At 45.7% G+C, this 17,336-nt stretch carries 13 protein-coding genes; 3 read left to right on the plus strand and 10 right to left on the minus strand.

The annotated features are described in order from the left end of the window. Positions 1–24 precede the first annotated feature (24 nt). The 4 genes from WC647_07925 to WC647_07940 form a co-directional block, all read right to left on the minus strand. Positions 25–1,038, minus strand: a complete 1,014-nt coding sequence (locus WC647_07925; protein MFA6222227.1) for an OmpA family protein — start codon at positions 1,036–1,038, stop codon at positions 25–27. 99 nt (positions 1,039–1,137) lie between these two features. Continuing rightward, positions 1,138–2,238: a zf-HC2 domain-containing protein gene (locus tag WC647_07930; GenBank protein MFA6222228.1), complete on the minus strand. Its 1,101-nt coding sequence runs from the start codon at positions 2,236–2,238 to the stop codon at positions 1,138–1,140. Further along, complete coding sequence (locus WC647_07935) at positions 2,225–2,842, minus strand: sigma-70 family RNA polymerase sigma factor (protein ID MFA6222229.1); 618 nt, start codon at positions 2,840–2,842, stop codon at positions 2,225–2,227. Before WC647_07935 ends, WC647_07930 begins: the two co-directional genes overlap by 14 nt. A gap of 659 nt (positions 2,843–3,501) precedes the next feature. Then, the gene (locus tag WC647_07940) at positions 3,502–3,759 is read right to left on the minus strand and encodes a hypothetical protein (protein MFA6222230.1); all 258 of its coding nucleotides are present in this window, start codon (positions 3,757–3,759) and stop codon (positions 3,502–3,504) included. A gap of 223 nt (positions 3,760–3,982) precedes the next feature. Here WC647_07940 and WC647_07945 point away from each other — a divergent pair, with 223 nt between their 5' ends. Then, positions 3,983–5,641, plus strand: coding sequence for a DUF3160 domain-containing protein (locus tag WC647_07945; GenBank protein ID MFA6222231.1), 1,659 nt, complete (start codon positions 3,983–3,985; stop codon positions 5,639–5,641). 1 nt (position 5,642) lies between these two features. On the opposite strand, the gene WC647_07950 is transcribed toward WC647_07945, so the two are convergent. The 5 genes from WC647_07950 to WC647_07970 all read right to left on the minus strand — a co-directional run bounded on the left by WC647_07950 (position 5,643) and on the right by WC647_07970 (position 12,111). Next, positions 5,643–6,695: a nucleoside recognition domain-containing protein gene (locus tag WC647_07950; protein ID MFA6222232.1), complete on the minus strand. Its 1,053-nt coding sequence runs from the start codon at positions 6,693–6,695 to the stop codon at positions 5,643–5,645. 27 nt (positions 6,696–6,722) lie between these two features. Continuing rightward, on the minus strand, positions 6,723–7,619 hold the full coding sequence (locus WC647_07955; protein MFA6222233.1) for a formate dehydrogenase accessory protein FdhE: 897 nt from the start codon (positions 7,617–7,619) through the stop codon (positions 6,723–6,725). A gap of 152 nt (positions 7,620–7,771) precedes the next feature. After that, entirely contained in the window at positions 7,772–8,419 is a 648-nt protein-coding gene (locus WC647_07960) for a 4Fe-4S dicluster domain-containing protein (protein MFA6222234.1), read from the minus strand. A 1-nt stretch (position 8,420) separates the two neighbouring features. Next, on the minus strand, positions 8,421–11,519 hold the full coding sequence (gene fdnG, locus WC647_07965) for a formate dehydrogenase-N subunit alpha (GenBank protein ID MFA6222235.1): 3,099 nt from the start codon (positions 11,517–11,519) through the stop codon (positions 8,421–8,423). A gap of 373 nt (positions 11,520–11,892) precedes the next feature. Further along, entirely contained in the window at positions 11,893–12,111 is a 219-nt protein-coding gene (locus tag WC647_07970; protein ID MFA6222236.1) for a hypothetical protein, read from the minus strand. A gap of 256 nt (positions 12,112–12,367) precedes the next feature. Here WC647_07970 and WC647_07975 point away from each other — a divergent pair, with 256 nt between their 5' ends. Both WC647_07975 and WC647_07980 read left to right on the plus strand, forming a co-directional pair. Beyond that, positions 12,368–13,087 carry a flavodoxin family protein gene (locus WC647_07975; GenBank protein MFA6222237.1) on the plus strand — a complete coding sequence of 240 codons (720 nt, stop codon included), beginning with the start codon at positions 12,368–12,370 and terminating at the stop codon, positions 13,085–13,087. 86 nt (positions 13,088–13,173) lie between these two features. Then, positions 13,174–15,237, plus strand: a complete 2,064-nt coding sequence (locus tag WC647_07980) for a VWA domain-containing protein (GenBank protein MFA6222238.1) — start codon at positions 13,174–13,176, stop codon at positions 15,235–15,237. On the opposite strand, the gene WC647_07985 is transcribed toward WC647_07980, so the two are convergent. Beyond that, positions 15,230–17,320 (minus strand): DEAD/DEAH box helicase, encoded by a 2,091-nt coding sequence (locus WC647_07985; protein MFA6222239.1) that lies wholly within the window; start codon positions 17,318–17,320, stop codon positions 15,230–15,232. The two genes, WC647_07980 and WC647_07985, sit on opposite strands and share 8 nt — an antisense overlap. Positions 17,321–17,336 lie beyond the last annotated feature (16 nt).

Here is a 17,336-nt window from a genome sequence, read left to right on the forward strand (position 1 = left end):
ACACTGCCTCCTGTTTTGAAAATCTCATTTCTTTGAGTCGTCATTGACGAACACCACTTCGACCCGCCGATTTTTTTCGTTGGTATGCGGAAAATGTTTGGGTCTTGTATATCCAAAACCCTGGGTCATGATCCTTTCGGGGGCCACCTTGAAGTTCTGGACGAGATATTCTTTAACAACCCTAGCTCTGTCATTTGATAGATCCATGTTGCGTTCAAACCCACCCACAGTGTTGGCGTGCCCCTCTATAACAAACTTGTATGAGGCCATATCTACCGATGAAAGGGCCTTTCCTATCTCATTCAACTGATTGATTGGGTCGCCTTGTTTGATCGTAGAGGACCAGCCGTCAAAGAGAATGTTATTGAAAGATTGTCGGGCAGTGTCGGCGACGGTGAAATTTTCGATCCCCATCGTTTTGTACATGCCCATTAAATTGGCGCTTTTCACCTGATCGGTAATCTTGGACGCGTTTTTGACATTTTTCGTATCTTCAGGATCAGACTCAGCAAGACGCTTAGCCTCATCTAGACGCTCCTTGACCCCTTGAACGTTAGGTTGGGATTTCAGTGCGTTCTCATAGCTCTCAACGGCAAGGGGATAGCGCCCCTGTGCCATGTAGACATCTCCCAATCCGATCTTAGGGGCCACCAGGTTGCGGTTTAGGTCGATGGCTTTGGAGTAATTTCTTACGGCTTCGTCAAGTAGTTTATTCGCTTCAAGCAAGCTTTTCTGGTCATTCTTCTTCTTGCTAAGTCCCAAGTGTTCAAAAGCGTCGGCAAGGTTTACATAGGCCTCAGCGTACGTTGGGCAAAGGTCCACGGCCTTTTGAAACGAGGCTCGGCGTGCTTCGTAGTTGATTAATTTGACGCCTTCGTCATATTTCGTTTTAGCAGCGGACAATTGGTCTGCCGAACAAGGTCCTTGCATTGAACGACCCTTGGGCGAGTCCTCCAGGGCCAAGCCCTTCACATGGACGCATAGAAATGTCACTAATAGTGATAAACAAAAAAGGTATCTGTTTATCCTGCAGTTCATTCGGCAAACCCTCCCTTACTGCAATTCCCACAGAACGTGGTTCAGAGTAATACGTTGAATATCATTAGCCGACTTTTCCTCATAGACAGAGGTGGTAATTCATTTAGTCCGGTTTTCGATTTTCAAATCATTTAATAACGCTAATGAGTAATTTACCCTCGAAGCCAATTCGGTACCAGATAACCTAGACTGAATAGACTCAGCCAAAATTTGGCCGTTGTGTGTATCAATAAGTTGGGATTTCAATTCAAATTTATCTTTGTCGGCTTTAACATTTTGTAAAAGGGCAAAATTTATTGAAGATTCCTTGTAAAATTCGCTCAATGCCTCGGTTGGAGAAAGATGTCGATCGGCGACTTTGTCCACGAATTGTTTCAACTCCGCTGGAGTTGAGAATTGGAATCTTTTCTCTAACTCAACCGTTGGTTTAAGACCCTCATAAAGGGAGTCTATCGTGGACTGAGGCAAGGGCTTTTCGAATCCATGAAATATTATGATGGGAGCCAGTTTCAGTTTTGGCGCTTCGAAAAGCATTGGTTTAGAGGCCCCATGACCTACCAAGGGAGCTGATTTGGCGATTTTTTGTCTTGCCGGCGCCTCAGAAAACAATGACTTGGGGATAGCCTGAGGTCCAGTCTCTTCCCAATTTTCAGAGCTTACCCCTATGAAAGTGGGAATGGTTCCATGAGGATATAGTAATATGACCGCCAGGATAGCGGCGACAGCGGCCCCCAGAGCCAATGCGGGCGTCTTGAAAATGGAATTTAACCAGCCTGGCGCCCAGGCAAACCCACTTTTACCTGCAAATCTTCGAGAGTGAACTCGCGTGGGAAAACTCTTTTCAAGCTCATTTTTAATTTTATCCGGCAGCTTTGTTGTGGCGAATCCTTCCCTATATTGGGCCACTTCGGCGCAACACAGAGGACAGTCTTCAAGATGTTGGGCAATTCTTCCGGTTGGGTCCGTTCCTTCTTCGATGAATTCGTACAACTCCCATGCTTCCGGACAGAAAACACCTTTGTCTGTTCTCAGAATATTTACGACCAACCCAAGAGATTCTATTTCTTCCGAACACTCTGCGCATTCTCTAATGTGATTTTCAACCAACCTGCGCTCATTAGTAGATAAGCCTTCGTCAACATACATCAGCAGTAGGTCGGCTGGGTGTTCATCAGTTTTCTTTTGATCAGAAGGGATCATTTGTCGCCCCTTTCTTGACCAGCCTCTGAAAACTTGCCCTCAATTCCTTAATACAACGAGCTACCTGAACAGCAAGGGAGTTCTCATTCGCTTTCAGTACCTTAGAAATTTCCGAATATGGCAGTTCTTCGAGATATCTCAACCGTAAAAGCTCTCTGCATCTTTCACCCAGCATACGCAAGGACTGCCTCAGAAAATGGGTTTGCTGTCGGAAGACCAATTCTTCTTCCTGGTTCCCCGTGGGATGAATCTGTATCCGGCAACTAGCCGCCTCTGAAAGATGGTCTTCGAGAGGTTCAGTTTCGGCGTCTCTCTTCGCCGCCGATGAGAATCTATATTGATCGATACAAACCCTTTCGGCGATAGTACACACGTATTTCGGAAGAGGGTAAGATGAGTCATAATTCTTTAGAGCGGATGTCAGGGCCATGAACACCTCTTGGGTGACATCCTCCAACCCTTCCTGAGAAACGCGCAAACGTCTCTTAACAACCAACCCGACCAGTCTCTGAAAACGGTGATATAATTCCGTCCAGGCAAGCTCGGAACCGGATAAACATCGGTCGACGAGATCTGAGTCTCTGTCATCCATATTAAAGGCCATGACTCTCTACGAAACACATTTATGAAAGGATATACGCAAGTCATATCATGAAGCTCTTGACTATAACTAACACTTTTTTGTCTCTTCTTAGAGATTCTGTAGTTGCCTAGGCTCCAATTGTGAATTTCTAATAAAACCATAGTTGCCTGAAAAGAGATCAAACCTGGATCCCTTTTCAGAAAATGCGTCCTTGTAATTATTTGTTCGAAATTCGAGGGAAAATCTGACAGGAACTTGAGTAAAATATATGCCGCTTGATCGTCTCGCAGGGGTTGACCGTGGGCCACGCTAAAGGTATTCAATGTTTGGAGAATCCTACTCTAGCATGGTGGGCGTTGAAGTCGTTCAGCGTAAAATTACATTGAGCGGATTGGGATGGTTGATCTATGTCTGGTGTTTCTAGTTAAGGACTTCTAAAAACAGTTTCATGTGGGCCGATTCGTCTAAAAAGATAATGGTCCGCATGAATTTCAAAGGTGAAGCGGTAGAACATATTAATGCTAGCTTCCCATCGGTTTTCAAATCCCTGTATTTTCTAACTCTGAGGGATGGGTGCTTAATGTTCTGCATGAAAAGCCCAAGTTTTTTATCGAAATGCTTTTGAATAGGCGCTGGAAGTTGAGCGAAGTCCTTTTTGAAAGAATCGGTTCTAGATATCCTCATGTTCTGAGATCAGCGAGGAAGTCGTTCGTGGATGAAAAAGATTTTACATTCCCATCTTTTATATCCGCGTCCGCTTCTTCTTCGGCTATTCGCCAGTCGAAGAAAGCAAAATACGGAGGCAAAGAGAGAGCATATTTCAAAAGTTCGAAAACAGCGACGCTATCACTATCAATGCGCATTCTTTTTTTAAAGTCAGCAATAGATTCAAAGACATCATCTGGGACCTCAAGGACAATTTTGTGGTTTGTTTCCATCTCTAACCTTTCAACTATCCATAATTTCAAAATTATAACAGAGGGAATGTTTGATTAAAAGATGAAACCACAATCTGCGCCGCTTGATCGTTTCGCAGGGACTGAAGTAATATGTGTCAAAATTCTTTCGTCACTTTGTCACGTGCTACCGGTCCTTCCGAATTTATTTGTTTACGGGGGAAAAGATCGGGTTGAAAGAAATCTGATTGTTGAGGGAGGAGAAATGAAACGGTACATTATAACTACGTCCAGATTATTGGCGACATTCGTCATGACCCTGTCACTGGTTGTTTTTGCCGTGACTGGCGCAGCCGAGACAAACGAGAGCAATTCCGAACCGACTTTTCTCAGACCAATCAAGTCTCCCCAGGCATGGTATGCCGATCAAGCCGCCCATGGCCACGATATCTATTTTTCAGCCAACTATATTTTTCAGATGGCTAAACTTAGGACCCAGGAAGTCCTCGTAGATTATGAACTCGCTTCTGTATATCCTGCTTTACAAGAACTGATGGCTGACATCAAAAAAGGGGGTGTCAACGGGTCTTGTCTGGTCTTCGTGGAAATGGCGCGGAAGCTTTTGGACCCCGACGCAGAAATTGATCCCACCGTTTCTAAAGAAGCTCTGTCAAGGCTCGATTCGTTCAGGAAAGACCCGCAGAATTTTCCTAGGGGTCGTTACTCATCATCTGAGGAACTAAAACGATATTTCCAGGCAGTTCAGTTTTTAACTAAGGCCACCTTCGATGTGAAAGTCGACAAGACGTGGTTTGCCACTAGGAATTACATGCTGTTTCCTTTTGAGGCCGCCGTAGAACTCCTCACCAAGCTAGCCGCCAAAGAAAACAAGCAGACTCTGGACAAATTGAACCAGGTTTCGACTTTCTATGACAATTTGGTCGGGCCTTCCGACCTGCCATCGTTTCAGGGGTTGATCAAGGCCGATGTTGCTCTGACTATAGATGATGTTCTTCGATATGCTGCGGACAACCGGGCGCCAAAAATTAACAAACAGATGGGGGTTGGGATACAGTTTCTTGGAGAACGCATCGCCTTACATCAATCTGTAATTAATTCCTTGACGGAAAATTTTCTTGCCAATGACCCAAAAGTAAACCGAAAAAAAGTTATGGCCGCCCTGGAGATAAGAAATGTTTTCTTTGGGAAAAAAGGTCCGAAAAATGAGATCTCAGGTCTTATCGAAACTCAATTCAAGCCAAATAATTCAGGGATGTCATTTTATCAACATTGTTTAAGAGCGATTCTAGATTTGCCGGTCCTTGAGTCTTCCGCCTATTCAATTAATACTGGCGCTGCATGTTTAACCGCTCTCGCCGAACAAACAATTCTTGTCACAAAACAAACCGCGCTTGTTCCCAAATCAGCCGCTCCTCGTCCTGATAAGGACAAAAAAGCAGTAAAAATTTACGTGGAGCGAAACATCGAAAATTTCCTCAAGCAATTGAGTTTGGCTGATAGAACGATTTCCTCAATATGTTCGCAAGAACCGCACACCAATCTATATGATACCCTGAAAAGAGTGTCGAAGAACCAGAACCCACTGTTATCGAGTAATCCTGATGGGATCACTCTGATAAGTCAGCTCGCCACCTTGTCTAGTGATCCGACGGTCACTGCTGACGTGTTTTTCCTGAATAGCCGCAATGACAAAGGATTTCTTCAGTGGGCGATTGGCCCGTTTGAGGTAGAAAGATCATTTAGAGGCGGCGCCAAAGCAATTGGAATGGAAATGGTCTTCTTTGAAGGTTGGAATGATACTGCGCTGAAAAACGCCAAGAATCCCATGACTAATGAAGAATGGAAAAAAATATTTCTCAAGGGTGATTACAAAAAATTCCGATCCGTGATCACTGCGCCTTAATTCAGAAAAGAAGCGCATACGCGCCAGCTACTAAAACGAGACTTGCAATTCTCAACCCTTGACCGAGTATAATAAGTTCCGTGCCCAACCGAACATTGAATAGACCGATTTGGGTCGCCAACTGATGCCTTATGGCACGAATAGGTGTGGCTATTATTGTTCCCAGGATCAGCGCTAGAGCAGCCTGTTTTGTCGAAAGCTCCCCATGCTGGAGCAATGCTCCTGCAGCGGCCATTCCAGCGCCAAATTCAGCGGCCAGCGAGAATATGATCATCCCCGTAGCCTCCACTGGAAAAAAACCTCCAGTCAACCAAGAACTGAACCCTAATCTTAACCACTTAAAGAGTCCCCACTGATTCAACAAGAAAATAATGATATAAATAGGAGTGGTGTAAAGAGCCACCCTGTAGAACCGTTCTTTGAACTTCTTTAAGATTCGACTCAACCTTCTCTGTTGCTTGACTTCCGATTCGTCCACAATTGGGCTCCACAGCCAACACGCTTCCGGGAGTCTATGGCGGCAGTAGCCCAGTATTCCTACGCTACGAGCCAATGCAGCAATCAGCGTGACACTCAGGTAGATCAGACCTGCGGTACCAGCAAGGGAAGCTGTCAGAAAAAACGTGGTGGGAAGATGCAGCAAAAATAGCGGCAAACCATTGTTGAGCAGGTAGGTAAGTTTGACCTCCCTTCGACTGATCTTCCCCTCCTGATAGAAAGTTGTCAAAAGGGTATTAGCGCCTACGCCCGATACAAAGCTGGTTATAAAAGCGGCCCCACTTTCATCTTTCAGATGAGCCCATTTGGTCAACGGTCGCAACCAACCGGCCAACTTGGAGGTCCACCCCAAAGTTTCTAAAAATTCCCCAAATAACAGTCCTAACGCAAGATACAGGAATAGCCTTAATAACGGGATCAGCAGATTGTTTACAACGGTCGAGATTGACAGCGTAGATGGCGACGCGACGTAATCGGAAATCGCCAGCCCTGCCAGGGCAATAACTATTAATATTACAGGCGCAATTAGAGCGTTTCCTGAATTGGAATATTTCATATCCGACAATGGAACTCTAGTGCAAAATCACGTTTTATCCAGAACATTCCACCCTAGCGCCGCTCCTGGACGAAAGCCCCTTTCCTGGACAAGGAAATCCAGATAAATCAGCCCCAAAGGGGCCACTGAGGGATGAGGGGCGGTAATCATGCCTCGTGTATCCAGCCCTACTATGTATCTTTTACAAACGTGACATAGTTCCGCATGTTCAAATTTTCGATCTTCAGAAAAAACTAATTCCATTTTAGCGTTGTCGTCGTTTTCACAAAATGGACACTTGGTTCTCATGAAACTCCATTCGTGACCGCAGACTGAACAATCTAAAAATCTCCTTCCCTCCTGTTCTTTCCAAAAACTTACCCCGGGCCATCCGCCGCAAACCGGACAATATCCCTTGTTCCACTCCATGTCCTTTATTAGAGTTCTGACAGTTTCTTCAGCTTTCTCAGCAAAGGGCTTCGCAAGTTGAGAACATACAAATTGGAGAGTTTCTGGCTCCATCTCTAATTGAGACGCTATTTCTTCAATAATAGTTGTGTTAGCGGATTCAAGGGCGGAGAGGAGTCTATCCATGAACGATTGATCTCCTCGCATGAGAGATTTCAATCGTACCAAAGGATGAAGCAGTTTGGGAAATCCTTTTTCCAGCGCTGGAATAATCAGGTCCGCAACCTGGAGTAGGGAGTCCCTATCAATTTCGATTTTTCTCTCGTCCAGAATGGGCGCGCCTTGGTAAAATCTTGCAGTATCAAAATTTTCCAGATCTAAACTGGGGACAGGAAGTTTTGATTTTGCTAAGTACCTTTTGACTAATAACTCCTCGAAAGCATCCACAACTCCTGCGATCTGAGGAATGTCATTCTTGATCCGTAAAATCGAATCTCTTATTTCTTTCTCTTGTTGATCAGTCTCATTTGAGACCATTTGACGCCTCCTTGTCTTGATGTGTAGAAGTCTTCATATATATCTTGCATGCGGGATAATATCCCGGCCGTGATAGAAAAAAAAGCCCCGAATGCTTTAACTGCCTTCGGGGCCCAACAAAATTACAGAAAACCTCGTAAACTGGAAGTTGATTACCTTCCGGCCGCCAGTTTCCAGTATTTCTGAGGATCATCCGTAACTATATAGATTACTCTAACTTCATCAGGATTTATTGCCTTGGCTTTTGGGAACTGCTTCGATAATTCCTGAACCCTAGCTTTTGCCATATCAAGTATTTTAGGTCTTTCTCCAAAAACCATAGCGCCTGTAGGGCATGATTTTACGCAAGCAGGAATCATGTTATTCGTGATCCGGTCAAAACACATCGTACACTTGAACAGTTGCTTGGTTTTAGGGTCTTGGCGAGGGATATCATAAGGACAGCCCTCACGGGTGGCTGTGTAATTCAAACTTTTCGTTTTCGGTGTGAAAATTACCGCTCCGGTTTTTTCATCTTGAATGATTTCAACTTTTTCCGCTTCGGCCATGCATCCAGGTGACAGGCAGTGTCTGCACTGCTCCGAAAAGAAATACCAGAAGGGGTTACCGTTCTTGGAAGGCCCCTCTGAGAACCTCACGATTTTCCATGTGTCCGCAGACAGGTCCGTGGGATTCTCATGTGTTCCTTCATTTTTCGTGGCCGTGCCCGGTAGTCCGTTCCACTGTTTGCACGCTACCTGACAACCTCGGCAAGCGGTGCATTTGGAGGTGTCTACAAGAATCGAATATCCTTCAGACATTTTACTTACCTCCTTCTATTTTGGCCACATTGACCATGAAAGCCTTTGATTCAGGAATCATTGTGTTCGGATCGCCTACGTTGGGGGTGAGCAGGTTAGCGCTTTCACCTCCATCCTTTGGAACCATCCATCCGAAACACCACGGCATGCCGACTTGATGGACAATTGTGTCGCCAATCTTGAACGGCTTGAATCGTGTGGTGACGATGGCTACCGCTTCAACCTCTCCTCTGACGGAAGAGACCTTTACTTTCTCACCATTCTTGATTCCACGGAGTTTTGCGAGTTCATCACTCATTTCAACAAACATCTGGGGTTCAGCTTCAATAAGCCACGGCTGCCACCGGGTCATGATGCCCGTCTGCCAATGTTCCGTCACACGATATGTGGTTCCTACAAATGGGAACCGTGGGTCACATGTCAAATGTTTGTCCATCGTTCCTGAGAAAATCTTGATTGTTGGATTTGTAAACTGGTCAGAGAGTAGATTCTTGGGAACAGGGCATTCGAGAGGCTCATAATGTTCTGGGAATGGGCCATCCGCCAATCCTGGACCAAATATTGAGGCCAACCCATCCGGTTTCATTATGAACGGATACTTTCCCGCCTTGGTGTTACTCATGGGAGGCCATGGCCCATCAGGAACGTCTCCAACCCATTTTCCGGGTTGAGCTTTCCCATCCACTACCTGACCTTCCACCCATTTGAGCAGAGGCTTCTTTGGATTCCATGGCGCGCCGTTTAAATCAACGGAAGCTCTGTTGTAAATGATCCTCCTGTTGACCGGCCAAGCCCATGACCATTCGGGATACAGTCCTAGTCCAGTAGGATCCTCTTTCTTTCTTCTGGCCATATTATTGCCCTGAGCATTGTAGCTCTGGCAATAAATCCAGTTTCCGGAAGATGTGCTGCCGTCCGTCTGAAGAAATCCAAAAGCAGGAACCAGATCGCCTTTCTTAAAACTAACGTCTTTTCCTGTTGGGTCTTTCAGTGTGACATCCTTCATGAAGTAGCCATTAATCTCTTTGGCTACTTTGTGCGGATCGAAATGACCCTTCTCATCAACGTAATCCCATTTCAGGTTGAGTATGGGCTCGGGAAATTTTCCGCCCTTTTTGTAAAGGGTCCTGATCTTATCGAACAACTCGACAATGACGTCCCCGTCAGGTTTAGCCATTCCGGGCGCATCCACCGCCTTGTAGCGCCATTGGGCCCAACGCCCGCTATTGGATATGCTGCCTTCTTTTTCTACGGAGGCCGCCACAGGTAACATGAAGACTTCGGTTTTTATCTTCTTGGGATCCATCCCGGGGCCCTTCCAGAAAGAGCCTGTCTCGTTGTCGAATATGTTCAGGTTGACCATCCAGTCGAGTTTGGCCAGTCCCTGACGAACCTTGTTGGCATTGGCCCCTGAACATGCAGGATTTTGACCCCACGAAAAAAAGCCTTTGATCTTACCATCATACATCGCGTCGAAGAGATTAAGCCAAGAACAATTTTGACCGACATCCAACTTTGGCAGCCATTCATAGCCAAACTGATTTTCTTTTGTTGCCTTGTCTCCCCAGAAGGACTTCATTAGGCTCACATAATATTTTGGCAGATTTTGGGGCCAATTGGCCGACATGGGGTCGACAGTAGTGGGTGTTATAGCTTTGAGGTATGTCTCCAGCTTGAGCTGATTGGCTCGAGGGTAGGCCAGATACCCTGGAAGTATGTGAAATAGCAGGGCTTGGTCAGTCGATCCCTGAACATTGGACTCTCCCCTGAGAGCGTTCACTCCACCACCGGCAATTCCCATATTCCCTAACAGGAGCTGGATAATACACATGGCCCGTATATTCTGGACCCCAACGGTATGTTGGGTCCAGCCCATGGCGTACATGATGGTCCCGGCTTTGTCTTTAGCCCCGGTAGAAGCGTAGGCCTCGTAAACCTTGGTCAAATCGGAAACCGGCGTGCCTGTAATTGAGGATACAGTTTCCGGCGTATATCTTGAATAATGCTTTTTCAACAATTGAAAAACACATCTGGGATCCTGCAAGGTGAGGTCGCGCTTTACCTTGCCATCGGATTCTTTCTCAAACGCCCAAAAAGTGGCGTCATATTTTCTGCCCTTGGAGTCGTAGCCTGAGAATAGACCATCATGGAAATCAAATTTTGGACCTACGATGAAGGACGCGTTGGTGTAATCAGCCACATATTCTTTGAAATACTTATTGTTATCGAGGATATACTTGATCATTCCTCCCAGGAAAGGAATGTCGGTCCCAGATCTCAACGGCGCGTATATGTCGGATTTTGCCGACGTCTGAGTGAAGCGGGGATCCACTGAAATGAGGATCGCTCCATTGTCTTTAGCTTTTTGCACCCATTTCATCGAGATAGGGTGGTTGGCGGCAGCGTTGCTGCCCATTACAAGAATACAGTCACTGTTTCTGAGGTCAATCCAGTGATTTGTCATTGCGCCGCGACCGAAAGACTCTGCCAGAGCCTGTACAGTGGCGCTGTGTCATATACGGGCCTGATGTTCAATGTACACCAGGCCAAGGGCTCTCATCATCGCCTGCAAGGGCCAAAGTTCTTCATTATCGAGAGCTGCGCTTCCTATATGCGCGATGGCCTCTACCCTATCAACAGTCTCTCCTTTGGCGTTTTTTTCGATAAAATTTGCGTCACGGGTGTTTTTGACACGTTTAGCGATCTCATTTAGGGCCCATTCCCACGATTTTTCCTGCCATTTGTCGCTACCTGGGGCCCGATAAAGAACTTTCTGAAGTCGATTGGGATTGTCCGCGGTAGTCTGAAACAGGGCTGAGCCTTTGGCGCACAAGGCTCCTTCATTGATTGGGTGATCAGGGTCTCCCTCTATGTTAATTATTTTTTTGGCTTTTGTGTCCGTGCTGCAAATCAGGCCGCAGCCCACAGCGCAATAAGGACAGATAGTGGTGCTCTGCTGGGACGATTTTAGCTTGTCGACTTTCTTCAACTCGTCGGCATAAGCCTTTATAGGACCTGTGTCGATTCCGAGAGAAGAAAGAGCCAAGCCTGCCCCAACTGCGCCAGACATCACAAGGAAGTCTCGGCGGGATATACTCATTACCGCTCTCCTTTCTTAATCATCGTGTTGTTCTAGTTGAGAAAAATCCCTCTGTTTCAAGAGACTGAGTTCGTCTTTTCTGAATCATGACAGAATTTCATTACGGAACTTCGGGAGATATCTAAAGAATTAAACTGGGTTTTCTCCTGGCTATTTTGTGCGCCAAGAAGATAACAAAAACGAAAAAAAATGATGGAGACATGACGGACCCTTTTGAAAAAGTAAAACAGGAGGGAAAAAACCAGTCAAGGGGGGGTTGGCGGGAGTGTGTCCTTATCCAGTTGTTTTAATTAGTGAAACTGATGATTATTATTTAATGTTGTGATGTCTGAAATGACGTAACAAAAGCGATTAACGCTTCTGAATCCAACGTTCAGGAGGCGTCTCTCTTTATGATTTCCCTGATACTTTGAGCCAATAGATACAGAAAACCCATCATGACCAGGACCCTGACAACTAGTATCTTGTCCGCAGTCCCGTCACCAAAAATTACTTCTCTTAAAGGAGCATGAATAAAATAACCAAGTATCAAAAGTCCCAATAGACAGATGATTACCTTGATAAGGGGATTTAGGAATTTTTTGCCGGCCATGAACGCTTTCTCCTCAGTGAATCTTCTTGATTTTACAGAATTTCCGATTCCTTAACAATAGCTACTTTACTACTCCATGGTGAAAGGGCCGGGACGGCATAATGACGCTAAGATTTCATTGACTTCATGTCTAGGACTTCAAGAACACTGATTGCCCAAATGAGTTTTTTTTGTAAAAATGTATTCTTACAGTGAATCGAGGGCAGCTCAATAGCCCTTACTCTAACAATGAAAACGAATTTCAGCAGGAGTCCTAATGAAGATTCTGGTAGTCAACGCATCACCGAGGATGGAATCAGGGAATACACAAATCATTCTAACGCCATTTCTTATTGGAGCGAAAGAAGGCGGCGCATCGGTAGACATTGCTAATTTGGCAAGGAAGAAAATCACTCCTTGCATCGGGTGTTTTTCCTGCTATGCGAAAACTCCGGGGAAATGCATACATGACGACGAAATGAGGCTTTTGTCTGAACGTGTCAAGGCTGCAGATATGCTGGTTTTGGCTACGCCGGTATACATTGATGGAATGCCTGCTCTGGCCAAGAAATTCATCGACCGTTTAGTAACCTTTATGGATCCTCATTTTGTTACAGATGGCGCGAGAGTTAGCCATTCTCTTCGCTGGAAGTTCCCGAAAAAAATGTTCCTTATAAGTGTATGTGGATTCCCCGGACTAAGGAATTTTGATCCCTTGGTTCTTCATTTTGAAAGGATTTGCGAAAACTTTCATTCGGAATTTGGTGGCGCTCTATTGAGACCGGCGATTTTTTCTGTCCTTTTCACAAAAAAATATCCTGAGAAAGTAAAGGCTGTTCTGGATGCCGTCAGGTTGGCGGGATTTGAACTGCTCACCAACGGTTCTGTCTCAACAAAGACAAGTGAAGACGCTTCCAAAGACATTTGCTCATCAGAAGAATTAATCCGGACGGCAAACTCTTATTGGGACAGAGAATTGGCTCAAACATCAGAATAAATTATGAAATGCGTGGCCTTTTTTTACCCCCGAATTTCGCAGTTCATTCAAGGCTTTGCGGTCATCACGAGGTGAAGGTATGGCTAATGATTCTCTGGACTGCCATAGTCTTCAACTGTTGTCATGAGATCTGTTTTGCCGGGGGAACGCTCTACACTTATCCTCCTAAAGTTGATGAAGAATCAGTGCCAGTAGCCAGACCGACCTGCCTCATCTCCAAGACTATGGTCACGGTATCTGAGTCGTCAGTTGAAGTCAAAATTGACCAGGTTTTCGTAAACGATAATGATTACGATGTGGATGGGATTTTTTTATGCCCCATGATGTTTCCAGAACCACATCGCATTTCGGAAGTTCTCGTAAACGGAACTAAAGTAGCCTTTGATGTTCTCAATCCCACTGAACTTTTTCCGCTTCTGAGGAAGATTGTCCTGGATACGGAAGATCCCGCTCCACTTGCTCTTGTTGGATATCAGACCGTCGTATGTCCAAGAATCAAACTTAAAATAAGAGAAAGCAAATCGTTCAGAATTGTCTACACGGTTCCTCTGCACCTCGATAACGACGTTTTGGACATCAAGATCCCCATGTCAGGTGAGCGTTATGCCTTGGCTCCGATTGGGGACTACGAAGTTATGGTCAGATTCAAAATGTCCGGTTCAGTTCGAACCTCAATCTCCCCATCTAACCATTTGAGAATCGAAAATGAGGCTGTAGGTCGAAGACTCGTTGTATGTCAAGAAAAAGGAATTAGAGAACCTGAAGATTTTAGACTCCTTACAACATTTTCAGGACTTGATTTAAATTTAAGGTTATTTTTTAATAAAATTTCAGAGAAAGCGGGCTATTTTATGGCCCTTATAGAACCTCCTTTCACAAAACAAACCGGCTCACCATCCTTAAACGACATAGTAATGTTGCTTGACTGCTCTAGCAGTATGAACTCAAAATATATGGCGGAAGCAAAGAAGGCGCTCCTTCTTCTGATTGAGAAATTACGGCCCGGGGACCGGTTCGATGTGATAAGATTTACATCCAGACAGAAAAAACTCTTCGGATCATTAGCGCCTGCTCAAAATCACAATATTTCAGTCGCTGCAGACTTCATTGAAGCTTCAAAGTCAGATGGAGGGACGGACCTTTTCAACACAATGTTGGCTGCTTTTCACGCATTTACAACGAAGAAGCGAGAAAAAACAATCTTGCTTGTAACCGATGGAAAAGCGACCGTAGGAAAAACTAACCCGGAGGCTTTGATAGATATGGTCCGGCGTTATAACAAATTCAAGATTAGGGTATTTGTTGCCGCTCTGGGTCCATCTCCTGACCTGGCCACGCTGGATCAAATCGCAAGAGTTACAGGAGGCTCAATATTACAGGTGTCCGGATCAGAAGCCTTTGAGCCGACCGTATCGAAATGGCTTGCAAGTATTATATCTCCGCAGGTGACGGATGTTTCCCTAAATCTCAAAGACTTAGGTTCAGAGTCAGTTGTGCCTGACCCCATACCGGATATGATCGGTTTGGACAGTCTGTCGATTTTCGGACGCTACGTCAAGGCGCCAGGAAACAAATTTTCCGTGACACTTAAAGGCAAGGTGGCTGGAAAGGTTGTTGATGTGGTCAAGAAGCTGGAACCACCGAAGCAGGAAAAATCCAACAACTTTGTTCCCACACTTTGGGCCATGCGTAGAATGGCGTCCCTATTGGATGTCGAACGGACGAGAGGACAAAATCAGCCGCTCAAGGAACAGATCAGCAAACTTGGTCAAGAATTCGGCTTACTAATTTACGATACATCCCCTAAATATGAAAAGGCGTTCTCTGACCTGCTCTGGAAGTACAAAACATCGTTTGTAATCTCGGAGGTAACTAAGCCGGGATTCAAGAGAATCGGAGAGAAGTTGTTTAAGAATGAAGGAGCATGCTGGGTTGAGTCAGGGTCCAGAGGATCTGAGCCCGAAGAGGAAGTAAATTTTTTGAGCGATCGTTATTTTAACCTCGTAACTGATGACTACGCGATAGGACCAATAATGGCTATGAGCCCGGAGGTATCATTCATGAACAAGGGAACTTTTTTCAGGGTGATCCGATCCCCAGATTACTCAGGCGCCGGGAAAAAAGAACTACCAACGAATACTATTAGATGATGGGGGCCCGCATAATCAAGGCAATGGCCTCCTTGGCCGCATCAGCCAACTGGGGCTGCTCATCTTCCAGTTGAGCAAGTTGTCTCAAATGGTCCGCTGTCCTCAATAACATCATTGCAAGATCACCTTCATCAGCGGAGAGACTCTCCGTCAGTTCTTCCCACGGGGCCTGTCCTGCCCACAGGCAGGTGGCTGCGCAAGGCCAAAATGTGATTGTAGGGAAATCAAATCCCCTGTCTATCATATAATTGACGAGCGGTTTAAGCCTCTGTATCATCGCTCGGAATTTTTTCCACAGTCGACGAGTGTCTTTCCACAAATCCCGACTGATTTGAATTTCTCTGTCTTTGTCCACGACAAATGGAGCGATTAATGATGCAAGGCTAACGGGATCCAAGTCTGAAAAATCACCATTCCTGATAAGTTCGGCAATCAACAGCGGTTGATCCAGCCTCAATTTCGCCGCCCATTTTCCATCAGGAGTAGGAGCGCCCTCTTCGTCGAGATAACCGAGGTCATGCAGTAACCCCGTGTGATTGTTAAAGGCCTCAGTTAGTTTAGACTTAACTTTTTTTGCCCTGTTTGGATTCAATGAATATGAGGCGAAAGAAAATTCAAGCAGCCTGATTGCCGCTGCAGGATCGTGAGAAAGTAAGAGATTTAGAACCATAGAGAAATTGACCCCTATTCGGGATCGTAAAGGCTCTGGATTTGACAGCAGAAGCTCTTGGGCAAGAGAGATGTCAAAGAATTTCCCGGGAACCATGACCGTAAAGCCGGCTTTGTCCTTTCCGCGTCGTCCAGCCCTGCCAGTCATTTGATGAAACTCAGTAGCTGTCATGTCCACAAATGATCGTCCGTCGAAACGGTCAGTCTGCAGTATGACTACGGTCCTAGCGGGAAAATTGACTCCCGCAGCTACTGTAGAGGTAGAAAATATCGCTTCCAACCTTCCTGCCAGCATCATGTTCTCAACCAACAGCCGCCATGCCGGTAAATGGCCGGCGTGGTGAACTCCTACGCGGCACATAAGCAATCTACCTATATGCCTCTGCGTTTGAAGATCTGGATTTGAGGCCAGATAGCTTTCGAGTTCCTTATCAAAGCCGTCCTCAGATGGCTTGAATGGACATGGAGGCAATGAAGCTAGGGCCTTGTCACAGTCCAATCTTGATTTCATGAATATGATCGCAGGCAAGAGATCGAATTCCCTGAGGACTGTTAGAATTCTGTTGAAATCCGGCGGTTCCTGATTCGGCGATCTCCTGGCCTTTTTCAGGCTTTTGGCCAACGTGGCCACTTGAGGAAAAAGACGTCGTCCCTTCAAGAACGGAGTCAGTTCACCTGAGGGAGCAAGAAACAGAGCGTCGAGGGGCACCGGTCGTTCTAACGTCAGAATGACCTTACAAGGAGATTTTCTGATCTCCTGCAACCATCCCGCCACTTCCGACGCATTGGATATGGTTGCCGACAAAAGGAGAATCCTGACCCGTGATGGAAGATATATTAGAACTTCCTCCCAGACGACGCCTCTGTCCGGGTCACCTAAATAATGGGCCTCATCGAGTATTACGAGATCAACTCCGATGTCCAGTCCTGTTTCCATTGAATCGTAAAGTTGATTCCTGAGAATCTCGGTAGTCCCCACGATGACAGGAGCATTAGGATTTTCTTTGCGGTCTCCAGTTAGAATTCCTACGTTTTCGATTCCAAAAGAGGCCCCAAATTCCTCCAATTTGGAGTTTGACAGAGCCTTCAATGGGGTAGCGTACCAAACTTTTAATCCTCTGGACAAATAATCCCTCGTCGCCTCGAGGGCAATCCAGGTTTTTCCCGAACCTGTGGGAGCGCTGACCAAGACATCTCTTACGAGTATGTTTTCAAGCGCCATTTTTTGAAAGGGATCAGGAGTAAATGGGGCCGGTTCAGGGCGTCCCATTTTTAACAGTAAGGACTTGGCGTCTATATGAATTCGAGGCTGAAAAATCTCTTTTTGAGCATGAGAGAAAACCTTTTTCGGTCCGAGTTTGAAAATTGGCTTTCTCGGCAAGCTGGGTCTGTTTTTGTGTTGTTGGGAAGTCATCTAAATCCGTCGCGAA

This window comes from Desulfomonilaceae bacterium (genome assembly GCA_041662605.1).
Taxonomy (GTDB): domain Bacteria; phylum Desulfobacterota; class Desulfomonilia; order Desulfomonilales; family Desulfomonilaceae; genus CAJBEZ01.